Origin of the sequence: Pseudomonas sp. TH39(2020) (assembly GCF_016650715.1) — a bacterium.
GTDB classification, from domain to species: domain Bacteria; phylum Pseudomonadota; class Gammaproteobacteria; order Pseudomonadales; family Pseudomonadaceae; genus Aquipseudomonas; species Aquipseudomonas mandelii_C.
Genome location: NZ_JAEKFF010000006.1, coordinates 814180 through 825183 on the forward strand (window position 1 = coordinate 814180; position 11004 = coordinate 825183).

Genomic DNA, 11004 nt, shown 5'->3' on the forward strand with positions numbered 1-11004 from the left:
ACGATTCAAAATGTGGGAGCGAGCCTGCTCGCGAAGGGGCCATGTCAGTCAACATTGATAGTGACTGACACACCGCCTTCGCGAGCAGGCTCGCTCCCACAGTGTCCTCACCCGTCAGGCGATTATGTGGCCTCCTGGAAATCCATCTCCGGTGGCTGGCGACGGAAGCCGCCGGTCAACACCGCCAGGTACACCACGCCAATCGCCAGCCAGCTCAGCCCCAGATAGATCGCCAGGTGATCGAGGCTGACCATCAGCCACAAATCCGCCGCCAGGCCGATAAACGGGAACAGCAGGAACAACACGAATTCACGCAGCCCTTTGTTCTCACCGCCAATCCAGTAGTGAAAGATCACCGACAGGTTCACCAGACTGAACGCCAGAAACGCGCCGAAGTTGATGAACGAGGTCGAGGTGGTGACGTCCAGTTTCAGTGCCAGCAAAGCGACCACGGCGCACAGCAGGATGCTGTTGACCGGCGTGCCAAAGCGTTCATGCAAAGTGCCGAAGAACGATTTTGGCAGCACGCCGTCGCGGCCCATGGCGAACAACAGCCGCGAGCCGCTGGCCTGAGCCGACAGGCCCGACGCAAACTGGCCGACGATCAGGCCGATCAGGAAGATCGACACGAACAGGTCACCACCAATGTTGCGGGCAATTTCATAGGCCGCCGAGTCGACGCTGTCGAACTGGAACGACGGATGCGCGATCTGCACGAAGTACGACACACCGACGAAGATCAGCCCGCCGATCAGGGTGATCAGCATGATCGCTCGCGGGATGGTGCGGCGCGGGTCGCGGGTTTCTTCGGTCAGGGTGCTGACCGCGTCAAACCCGAGGAATGAATAACAGGCAATGGCTGCACCGCTCATGATCAGCGGCATCTGCATGTCACCGTTGAAGAACGGTTTGACCGACCACAACGGCGTGCTCGCATCACCACCGACGTAATGAACGCACAGCGCAACGAAGGCGATCAGTACCAGGAACTGCACCAGCATCAGTAACGCGTTGATGCCGTTGGCCAGTTTCAGGCCGACGATGTTGATCGCACTGGTGATGCCGATGAACGCCAGCACCCAGATCCACTGCGGCACGGCCGGGAAGGCGGAGTTGAGGTAGGCCGCGCCGATCAGCCAGATCGCCATCGGCAGGAACAGGTAGTCGAGGAGCACGGCCCAACCGGCGATGAAACCGAGTTTCGGGCTGATCGCCTTGCGGACATAGCTATAGGCCGAGCCCGCAACGGGGAACGCCGAGGCCATTCGGCCGTAACTCATGGCAGTGAAAAACATCGCCACCAGCGCCGCCAGATAAGCGGCCGGGACCATGCCGGCGGTGGATTGAGCGAGGATGCCAAAGGTACCGAGCACGATGATCGGCGTCATGTAGGCGATGCCGAACAGCACCACCGAACCCAATGACAGGGTGCGTTGCAAACGAGCCATGAGCGACTACTCCGAATTTATTAGATTTATGGCAGAGCCGAGTTCGGCGCAAAAATTTCGGGTGTTACGTTGTTGTTTTGGGTAAGGCTTCAAATGTTCGTCAACCTGAAGATCCACCCCTCACCCCAGCCCTCTCCCCACAGGGGAGAGGGGGAAAGGGAGCAGATCTCCGTGTGTTTCAAATCCTGAGTTCGACCGGGTGTTTCAGGTCGCAATATTTCTTGAGGACTCTACGGTCAGTCCCCTCTCCCTCCGGGAGAGGGTTAGGGTGAGGGCTGGTTCAACGCTCAGGAATCAATAACTCCCGAACACCGCCGATCTGCTCCACCACTTCCCCCGGCAACCGCAGCCGCTGATCATCCAGATACCGATAATCCTGCCGCGCCGCCGTCAGCTGATTCAGGTCCAGCTCCACTGCAAACTGCCCCTCCTCCCGCCCGGCCTCGAACAACAAAGTCCCCAGCGGATCCACCAGCGCACTGCCGCCCGCAAACACCAACCCGCCATCGCCCTCTTCCACCCGGTTGACCATCAGCGCAAACGCCTGGTTTTCCTGGGCGCGGGCCATGATCGCGGTGCGGTGAGTCGGGCCGTAAGGGTCCATGTTGCCGTTGGTGACGATCAACAGTTCGGCCCCCAATTGCGCCAGCGCCCGGGCGGTTTCCGGGAATTCGATGTCGTAGCAAATCAGCAGGCCGACCCGCACACCGTTCCACTCACACGTGGCGTAACGGTCGCCGGCCTCGAACACACCGCGGTCCGACGCCCACAGGTGCGTCTTGCGGTATTTCAGCGCGATACCTTCCGGGGTGATCAGCAGCGTGGTGTTGTAGAAGCGGCCGTTGTCGTTCTCGGCCATGCCGATCACTACGGCGATGTTGCGTTCACGGGCGGCAGCCTGAATGGCGCTGACGGTGGGTCCGTCCAGCGGTTCGGCGGCTTCGGCCAGCGCCTCAAGGGTCGGAAAGCCCATCAAGTGGGTTTCGGGAAACACGATCAGCTGCGTATCGGCAGCACAGGCAGCCATCGCCTTCAGAGCGCGTTCGAGGTTGTAAGCCGTGTCGTTGTCACGGCCCGCCAACTGGGCGAGTTCGACTTTCATGGGTATTCCTTGTTCTTAACCAGGCTGGCAGAAAGATTGCCCGGTCGGTGTCTGTGCGCCAGTATGCGCAGCAAGCCAGCGACCGGGGAATCACGCCGCTGGGGTAACCCGATAGGGGTAGAGGCATGACACTCTCGTTAGACGACATCGCGTGGCACCGCTCGGTCGGGCAACTGATCGACGCCCTGGACAAGCCCAATTTCTGGACGCAGCTGGTACGGTTGCTGGATCAGTACGTGACCTTCGACAGCTGGGTGGCGCTGCTTTTCAGCGCCGATCAGCACCCGCAAGTGTTCGCCGAATGCCCGGGCGCGGACGGCAGTCCTGATCAGTTGTTCCAGGACTATCTGCGCGGTTTGTACCTGCTCGACCCGTTCTACATCGCCTGTCGCGAGCAGTCGCGCACCGGGCTCTATCGCCTGTCGGAAGTGGCGCCGGAGCATTTCGAGCTGACCGAGTATTACCAGCGCTACTTTCGTCTGAATGTGGTGGCCGATGAAATCCAGTTCAATTGCCAGCTCGAAGGCGACCGCACGCTGTGCCTGTCACTGGGCAGCAAGCAGCGTTTCAGCGGCCAGCAGATTGCCTTGCTGTCGCTGATCCAGCCCTGGGTGCTCGGTCTGTTGCGCCAGCGCCTGCCCTACGAAATCAACGAAGTCGTGGCCCTCGCACCCGCACCGCCGCAAGTCGACTGGCGCGTGCAGCTGGAGGCGTCGGTGCAGCAACTCAAAGGCGCGCAATTGACCGCCCGGGAGCTGGATGTCGGGCGCTTGATGCTCAGCGGTTGCTCCAGTAAAGAAATCGCCCGCAAGCTGGAAATCTCTGTCGAAACCGTGAAAGTCCACAAGAAACACATGTACAGCAAACTGGGGATCAAATCCCAGTCAGAGCTGTTTTCGATTTTTCTCCAGGCGCAAAATGCCTGATTACAACGCGGAGTGCTTTTTACTGTGGGAGCGAGCCTGCTCGCGATTGCGGTCTTTCATTCAGCATTGATGTCGACTGAACCACCGCAATCGCGAGCAGGCTCACTCCCACAGGGATCTGTGTGTATCCATGCACCTGCTGCGTTGAAATTATTGAGTCCGAACCAAGGAAAACCGTATGAGCCTGTCACTCCTGAGCCGCTACGCCTTCTTTGCCCTCTGTGTGATGTTTACCCTCGCCAGCCTGCCCTTCCTGGAGCACGACTGGCTCTGGCCGATCACCGCCGTCACCGGCATTCTCAGCCTCGTGGGCCTGTTCGATCTGCTGCAAAGCCCTCACGCGGTGCGCCGTAATTACCCGATCCTCGGCAACATCCGCTATCTGGTGGAGGGCATTCGCCCGGAAATCCGCCAATACCTGCTCGAGTCCGACAGCGACGCCCTGCCCTTCTCCCGGGCTCAGCGTTCGCTGGTCTATTCACGGGCCAAGAACGAAAGCGCCGACAAACCCTTCGGCACGTTGATCGATGTGTATCAGTCGGGTTTCGAATTCATCGGCCACTCCATGCGCCCGGCGCCGTTGAGCGACCCGAGCAGTTTCCGGGTAACGGTCGGCGGCCCACAGTGCACGCAGCCGTACTCGGCGTCGGTGTTCAACATCTCGGCCATGAGCTTCGGCTCCCTCAGCGCCAACGCTATTCGCGCGTTGAACCAAGGGGCGAAACTCGGCAACTTCGCCCACGACACCGGCGAAGGCAGCATCAGCGCCTATCACCGGGAAAACGGCGGCGACCTGACCTGGGAACTCGGCAGCGGCTACTTTGGCTGTCGCACCGCTGATGGCCGCTTCGACCCTGAACGCTTCGCCGCACAAGCGCAGACGCCGCAAGTGCGGATGATAGAAATCAAGATGAGCCAGGGCGCCAAACCGGGCCACGGCGGGATCCTGCCCAAGCACAAAGTCACCAAGGAAATCGCCGAAACCCGCGGCATCCTGATGGGCGAAGATTGCATCTCGCCGTCGCGGCACAGCGCGTTTTCCACACCGATCGAACTGATGCACTTCATCCAGCAGCTGCGCGAACTGTCCGGCGGCAAACCGGTGGGCTTCAAGTTCTGCCTCGGCCACCCGTGGGAATTCATGGGCATCGCCAAGGCCATGCTGGAAACCGGCATCCTCCCCGACTTCATCGTTGTCGATGGCAAGGAAGGCGGCACCGGCGCCGCTCCCGTGGAGTTCACCGACCACATCGGTGTACCGATGCGCGAAGGCCTGCTGTTCGTGCACAACACGCTGGTCGGCCTGAACCTGCGGGACAAGATCAAACTCGGTGCCAGCGGCAAGATCGTCAGCGCCTTTGACATTGCCAGCGTCCTGGCCATCGGCGCCGACTGGGCCAACTCCGCACGCGGCTTCATGTTCGCCATCGGTTGCATCCAGTCGCAAAGCTGCCACACCAACAAATGCCCGACCGGCGTCGCCACCCAGGACACCCTGCGCCAACGCGCACTCGTCGTCCCGGACAAGGCCCAACGCGTCTTCAACTTCCACCGCAACACGCTCAAGGCCCTGGCCGAAATGCTCGCCGCTGCCGGGTTGGAACATCCTTCGCAATTGTCGGCCAAGCATTTGGTGCGGCGCATGTCGGCGACCGAGATCAAGTTGTTCTCGCAGTTGCATGTGTTCTTGAAACCGGGGGAGTTGTTGACCGGTGAAGTGAATGGCGAGTTTTACTCGCGGATGTGGCAGATGGCGCGGGCGGACAGTTTTGAGCCGAATGAGGTCGTAGCGGCCTGAACCCAACGGCCCCTGTCATCGCGCTTCACCAGTGAAGCGCCTTAATCGGTGCTGGTTCTTTCATGACAATAAAACCGTAATCGCCGATCAGATAAATCCGGTAGTACGGGTTCTCCACCAGCGGTGGATAACCTTGATAACCCACCCGGGTCGCGTTACGTCGCTCCTTCTCTGCAACGACATTGGTGATGCCCACTTTCGGCAGGTTTTCGGCCAGCATGAAAAAGTCGATGTTCAGCAGATAGTGCAACACCGGCATCTGCTTGAACGAGCCCGCCGCCCCCAGCAGCCAGTGATCGGAATAGGTCACTGACATGTAAATGCGCTTGGCTTCGAGCAATTGTCGATTCGACGCGATGTCGTGTTCAAGACTTAACAACGCGCTGGATGCGAAGGCTTTCTGCACCGTCAGCACGCGCCCATAGGCATACGAAATCGAAAGCATCGCCAGCAGTGGAACCACCAACAACAGCGGCAGTCGCTCGTGGATTCGTGCCAGCGCCAGATGGCTCAAATAGAACAACAGCACCAACAGGACCGCGAAGCCCATCAGGGTCCTGGCGCCTTCATTGAAGTCCCGGAAAAACAGCGCGACACCCGACACCAGCAGCGTCACGACCGGCAATGTCAGTAAACACACCAAGCCGATCAGGATTTTCTTCAGCACTGAGTCCTGACGTTCCAACACGTTCAGCCCCAGCCGGACACTGCCGGCAATGGCACACAGCAGCAGTGCGGCGAACACCCAGGCAAATCCGCCGTGAAACAGCAGCACGACTTTTTCCAGCACCCGGGCGATGTTGATTTGAAGTTGCAGCAGGGGCTGCGCCGTCCAGTTCAACAACAAGGTGCGATTTCCACTCATGAACGGATAAGCACTGACGCTGTAAATCAACCAGCCCAGGATGGCCTGCGATATTTTCCAGCCGATCAACTCGCACCACTGCGGCCAGGCCAGCTTGTCATTCGCGCTCCTGAGCAGTTCCAGGCAACACAGGCCCAGAAACACATTGAGGCTCACCTGATAGAGCCCCAGCGCCAGCGCAATCAGGAACGAGGGCACCAGCCAATGAACGATGCGCGAGGGATGACGGAAGGTGATCGCATAGATGACCGCCACCACGCTCAACGCCATGGCGGGCCCGTCGTATTGATAGGACAGGTTTTGCAGAAAGAACGGGTTGTACCAGAGCGGCAACGGCACCAGGCAGCAGGCAATCGTCGGCTGCGGGTAGTAATGAAATGTCAGGCTGGTCAACGCCGCGGCCATGGCCAGCGTGGCGATCAACAGCGGCAGCGGAAAAATATTCGGCGCGGCATTGCTGAAGGTCAGCAGGTTGTAGAACAACTCGGTGAATAACCGTCCCTGCTCTGCCCAGGCCGAACCGGCCGCGGCCGACAGGGATCGCCAGTTGTCATCGATATACGGATAGTCCGCAAGGATCAGCGGCACCACATACACCAAGGTCGCCAACAGAAAAAACAGCCAGACCTGCCGACGCCCGAGTTCCTTGCTGAAAAAGTCGCTGAACCTGCCCATGCTAAATCCCGAGCCGGTCTTTGCCGCCGACGATGTCTTTCACCACATAGCGCGGCCGATGCTTGGCTTCGATGTAGATGCGGCCGACGTACTCACCGAGGATGCCGATGCCGATCAGTTGTACGCCGCCGAGAAACAGAATGGCCGTCATCAATGACGGGTAACCGGGGACGCTGTTGCCGAAGAAAATCTTGTCCAGCACCATGTACACCGCGTAGAGCACCGCGAAGATCGAAATACCGCCACCGACGTAAGTCCATAAGCGCAACGGCACCGTACTGAACGAGGTCACGCCTTCCAGCGCCAGGTTCCAGAGCTTCCAGCCATTGAACTTGCTGGTACCCGCCACTCGCTCGGCTCGCTCGTATTCCACCACCACGGTGGTGAACCCGGCCCATGACAGCACCCCCTTCATGAACAACTGATGCTCGGGAAGTGTGCGAATCACGTTGACCACCTTGCGATCCATCAGCCGGAAATCCCCGACGTTTTCTTCGATCCGGGTGTAAGCGATACGGTTCAGCACACGGTAGAACAGCGACGCACTGTGGCGTTTCAGATAACTATCGGCGGCGCGATCCCGGCGCTTGGCGAGCACCACATCCGCACCTTTTTGCCATTCGCCAATCAACCGCGGGATGACGCTGATCGGGTCCTGCAAATCGACATCCATGGGAATGACCGCATCGCCGGTGGCATATTCCAGGCCGGCGAACAATGCCGGCTCCTTGCCGAAGTTGCGCGAGAAGTTGATCAGCAAGACCTGATCATCGGCCTGCGCCAAGGCCTTGACCTCCTCAGCCGTGCGGTCGGAACTACCGTCGTTGATGAACACGATCTCGACTTCTGCCTGGTCAAGCCTCAACTCGCGACGCACGGCCTGATAAAACAGGCTGATCGCCTGTTCTTCATTGAATACCGGAACGATCAACGAGACTTTCATGCACTACGCTCGCGAAAGACTACGTACTTTGAAAACAGAAAGCCCAGCACCAGGCTCAACGCTGAAAAAATAGCCACCGTCAGCAAGCCATGAAGTCTCCACACGTCGCCTGCATGGCCGACGCCCAGACTCAGCGCCCCCATGGATCCCAAGAATAGAAGATAACCGCCGACCGACGCCTTGGCATCGAAGGTGTACAGCGCGTTCATGTAGAAGGAAAACGAAGCGGCAACGCAGAAGGCAGCCAGGTTACTGACCGCCTGACTGAAGCCGGCACCCACGCTCAGCAGGAAGAAGATTTGCCAGTGAATCAGCGTGTTGGCGACCCCGACCACGGTGTAGCTGGAAAATCCTTTCCACAAGAACCTCATGGTGAATCTCCCGTTTCACTTCATAAAACTTTGAACCTGTCTACTGTCAGAAATCACAGGTGTACGTGCCTTTCAGACCAGCGGTTAGGTCCGCCGCGCTGCCAGGAGACATCCCGTAATATCCCGGTTTTGCAATTACCCGCGAATCACGCCACCCTGCGCGCCGCCGATGAGCTGCGCGCAATCTTTGGCGCCTCGGCTACTCCCTATCTCATCACCCGTTCACGAGCCCGCCGTCATGACGTTTGAGCGCGATCACCGAATCGACTTTTTTCGCGGCCTGGCACTGATCTTCATTTTTTGGGATCACGTGCCTCACAACCCCCTTGGCCAAATCACCCTGCGCAACCTCGGTTTCAGTGATGCCGCAGAAATATTCGTGTTTCTCGCCGGTTACGCGGCCGTTCTGGCCTACGGCAAAATCCTTGCGCGCGATGGTTACCTGATCGCCTGCGTGAAGATTCTGCGGCGCGCCTGGGTGCTCTACGTGGTCCATATTTTCCTGCTGGCGATGCTGATGGGCATCGTGTTCTTCGCCAACAGTCATGTGGAAACCCGCGATCTGGTGGAGGAAATGGGCCTGCATCACTTCATCACCAACCCCCAGCAAGCGTTGACGGATGAGTTACTGCTGCGCTTCAAGCCGAACCTGATGGACCCGCTGCCGCTGTACATCGTGCTGCTGGCGGGATTGCCACTGGTCCTGCCGTTGCTGGTGCGCAAGCCGTGGGCGGTCGTCGCGGTGTCATTGGCGGTGTACCTGCTGGCACCGCGGTTTGGCTGGAACCTTGCGGCCATCAAGGACGGTGTGTGGTACTTCAACCCCGTCACCTGGCAACTGCTGTTTATCCTCGGCGGCTTTGCGGCGATTCACGGGCAGCGGCCACGTTTGCCCGACACTCGTCCGCTGTTGCGCCAGCCCTTGTTTGTCAGCGCGGCGGTGTACGTGGTGGTGACCGGCGTGATGACTGTCTCCTGGCGCTGGCCGGAAATACACGATGCCCTGATGCCAGCCAGCCTGAGCAACCTGCTGTACCCGATCAGCAAGACCGATCTGTCGCCGGTCCGTCTACTGCACTTCCTGGCGCTGGCCTATGTCACCGCCAGGCTCTTGCCCGGCAACGGCTGGACGCAAAACTGGCTGGCGCAGCAATGCTGCCGCATGGGGCGCTACTCACTGGAAGTTTTCTGCCTCGGCGTGCTGTTGGCGCCCTTGGCGGACATGCTCAACGCCCTGACCGACGATGCGTTTGCCATGCAGGTTTTCACCGCGTTGGTGGGTGCCGGGGTGATGGCGTTGCTGGGGGCGTGGCTGGATTTCAACAAGCGGTTGAATCGGCAAATGTCGTTGGCGGCTGCTTAAGATCTTTTGACCCTCCAAACGCAAAAGCCCCGATCATCACGACCGGGGCTTTTTCATTTCAGGTGTTACGCCTTACGAAGCCGAACGCACCGCACCCTGCGACACATTGGTCGGTTGCAGCTTGAACATGTAGAACAACACCGTCAGCAGGATCAGGAACGCCGGGCCCACATAGAGCGCCACGCGAGTGTCCGGGAAGTACGCCATCAGGCCGACCACCAGTACCAAAAACGCCAGCGCCAGATACGAGCTGACCGGGTACAACCACATCTTGTATTTCAGGCCGGCACGTTCGCTGGCGCTCAGGCCTTTGCGGAAATTGAGCTGGGCCAGCAGGATCATCACCCAGGTCCAGATCGCGCCAAAGGTGGCAATCGCCGTCACCCAGACGAACACTTTCTCCGGGACCATGTAGTTGAGCAGCACACCCAGTAACAGCACGAAGATCGACAACAGCAACGCGCGACGGGGCACGCCGTTGTTCGAGGTCTTGGCGAAGCCGGCCGGGGCCTGGCCATTCTGCGCCAGGCTGTACAGCATGCGCCCGGTGCTGAAGATGCCGCCGTTGCAGGACGACAGTGCCGCGGTGATCACCACGAAGTTGATGATGCCGGCGGCGGTCTTGATGCCCAGACGCTCGAAGGTCATCACGAACGGGCTGCCCTGGGTGCCGATTTCGTTCCACGGGTAGATCGACAGGATCACGAACAACGCACCGACGTAGAACAGCAGAATCCGCCAGAACACCGAGCCGATCGCATTGGGAATGGTCTTCTGCGGGTTCTTCGCTTCACCGGCGGTCAGGCCGATCATCTCGACGCCGAGGTAGGCGAACATCACCATTTGCAGCGACATCAACACGCCTTGCACGCCGTTGGGCATGAAGCCGCCGTTCGCCCAGAGATTGGAAACCCCCAGCGCCACACCGTCGTTGCCGAAGCCGAACGCGATCACGCCGATACCGCCGATCACCATCGCAATGATGGTGACGATCTTGATCAGGGCGAACCAGAACTCGAACTCACCGAAGGCTTTCACCGCGATCAGGTTGATCGAGCCCATGCTGATCAACGCAGCGAGTGCCCAGATCCAGCGCGGCACATCGGGGAACCAGACACCCATGTACACCGCCACCGCGGTGATTTCCGCGACGCAGGTCACCAGCCACAGGAACCAGTAGTTCCAGCCGGTCAGGAAGCCCGCCAATGGGCCGAGGTAGTCTTGGGCGTAACGGCTGAAGGAGCCGGCGACCGGGTTGTGCACCGCCATCTCGCCAAGGGCGCGCATGATCACCAGGATCGCCAGACCGCCGATGATGTAGGACAACATGATTGCCGGGCCAGCCATCTCGATGGCCTTGGCCGAACCGAGGAACAGACCGACGCCGATACAGGCACCGAGCGCCATCAAGCGAATATGCCGTTCGCCAAGTTCGCGTTTGAGCGGGCCGCCTTGAGCGGTCTCGCCATTGGGCAGGTGATTGCCTGGCATAGGGGTACAACCTCGTCTTGTT

Annotated in this window: 9 protein-coding genes; 3 read left to right on the forward strand and 6 right to left on the reverse strand. The window is 59.6% G+C overall.

The genetic code is table 11. From position 1 onward, the window contains the following. Positions 1–122 precede the first annotated feature (122 nt). Positions 123–1448 (reverse strand): APC family permease, encoded by a 1326-nt coding sequence (locus tag JFU47_RS11765; RefSeq protein ID WP_123369261.1) that lies wholly within the window; start codon positions 1446–1448, stop codon positions 123–125. Positions 1449–1728: 280 nt separating this feature from the next. Next, entirely contained in the window at positions 1729–2550 is an 822-nt protein-coding gene (locus JFU47_RS11770; RefSeq protein ID WP_201183083.1) for a carbon-nitrogen hydrolase family protein, read from the reverse strand. Between the two features lie 125 nt (positions 2551–2675). Here JFU47_RS11770 and JFU47_RS11775 point away from each other — a divergent pair, with 125 nt between their 5' ends. Beyond that, on the forward strand, positions 2676–3476 hold the full coding sequence (locus tag JFU47_RS11775) for a helix-turn-helix transcriptional regulator (RefSeq protein WP_008147857.1): 801 nt from the start codon (positions 2676–2678) through the stop codon (positions 3474–3476). Between the two features lie 178 nt (positions 3477–3654). After that, the gene (locus JFU47_RS11780; RefSeq protein WP_201183085.1) at positions 3655–5274 is read left to right on the forward strand and encodes an FMN-binding glutamate synthase family protein; all 1620 of its coding nucleotides are present in this window, start codon (positions 3655–3657) and stop codon (positions 5272–5274) included. Positions 5275–5299: 25 nt separating this feature from the next. On the opposite strand, the gene JFU47_RS11785 is transcribed toward JFU47_RS11780, so the two are convergent. From JFU47_RS11785 to JFU47_RS11795, 3 genes are read right to left on the reverse strand one after another with little or no spacing between them, the layout of a single operon-like run. After that, positions 5300–6814 carry a glucosyltransferase domain-containing protein gene (locus JFU47_RS11785; protein WP_201183087.1) on the reverse strand — a complete coding sequence of 505 codons (1515 nt, stop codon included), beginning with the start codon at positions 6812–6814 and terminating at the stop codon, positions 5300–5302. Between the two features lies 1 nt (position 6815). Then, positions 6816–7757: a glycosyltransferase family 2 protein gene (locus tag JFU47_RS11790; protein WP_201183089.1), complete on the reverse strand. Its 942-nt coding sequence runs from the start codon at positions 7755–7757 to the stop codon at positions 6816–6818. Next, positions 7754–8128: a GtrA family protein gene (locus tag JFU47_RS11795; protein ID WP_140677059.1), complete on the reverse strand. Its 375-nt coding sequence runs from the start codon at positions 8126–8128 to the stop codon at positions 7754–7756. Before JFU47_RS11795 ends, JFU47_RS11790 begins: the two co-directional genes overlap by 4 nt. 238 nt (positions 8129–8366) lie before the next feature. On the opposite strand from JFU47_RS11795, the gene JFU47_RS11800 reads away from it, so the two are divergent. After that, the gene (locus tag JFU47_RS11800) at positions 8367–9491 is read left to right on the forward strand and encodes an OpgC family protein (RefSeq protein ID WP_201183091.1); all 1125 of its coding nucleotides are present in this window, start codon (positions 8367–8369) and stop codon (positions 9489–9491) included. A gap of 72 nt (positions 9492–9563) precedes the next feature. On the opposite strand, the gene JFU47_RS11805 is transcribed toward JFU47_RS11800, so the two are convergent. Next, a complete protein-coding gene (locus JFU47_RS11805; protein WP_201183093.1) occupies positions 9564–10982 on the reverse strand; it encodes an amino acid permease in 1419 nt (472 codons plus the stop codon). Positions 10983–11004 lie beyond the last annotated feature (22 nt).

Coding starts and splice junctions, on each gene's coding strand:
- JFU47_RS11800 (WP_201183091.1), top strand. CDS start 8,367: ATGACGTTTGAGCGCGATCACCGAATCGACTTTTTTCGCGGCCTGGCA.
- JFU47_RS11790 (WP_201183089.1), bottom strand. CDS start 7,757: ATGAAAGTCTCGTTGATCGTTCCGGTATTCAATGAAGAACAGGCGATC.
- JFU47_RS11785 (WP_201183087.1), bottom strand. CDS start 6,814: ATGGGCAGGTTCAGCGACTTTTTCAGCAAGGAACTCGGGCGTCGGCAG.
- JFU47_RS11765 (WP_123369261.1), bottom strand. CDS start 1,448: ATGGCTCGTTTGCAACGCACCCTGTCATTGGGTTCGGTGGTGCTGTTC.
- JFU47_RS11805 (WP_201183093.1), bottom strand. CDS start 10,982: ATGCCAGGCAATCACCTGCCCAATGGCGAGACCGCTCAAGGCGGCCCG.
- JFU47_RS11775 (WP_008147857.1), top strand. CDS start 2,676: ATGACACTCTCGTTAGACGACATCGCGTGGCACCGCTCGGTCGGGCAA.
- JFU47_RS11795 (WP_140677059.1), bottom strand. CDS start 8,128: ATGAGGTTCTTGTGGAAAGGATTTTCCAGCTACACCGTGGTCGGGGTC.
- JFU47_RS11780 (WP_201183085.1), top strand. CDS start 3,655: ATGAGCCTGTCACTCCTGAGCCGCTACGCCTTCTTTGCCCTCTGTGTG.
- JFU47_RS11770 (WP_201183083.1), bottom strand. CDS start 2,550: ATGAAAGTCGAACTCGCCCAGTTGGCGGGCCGTGACAACGACACGGCT.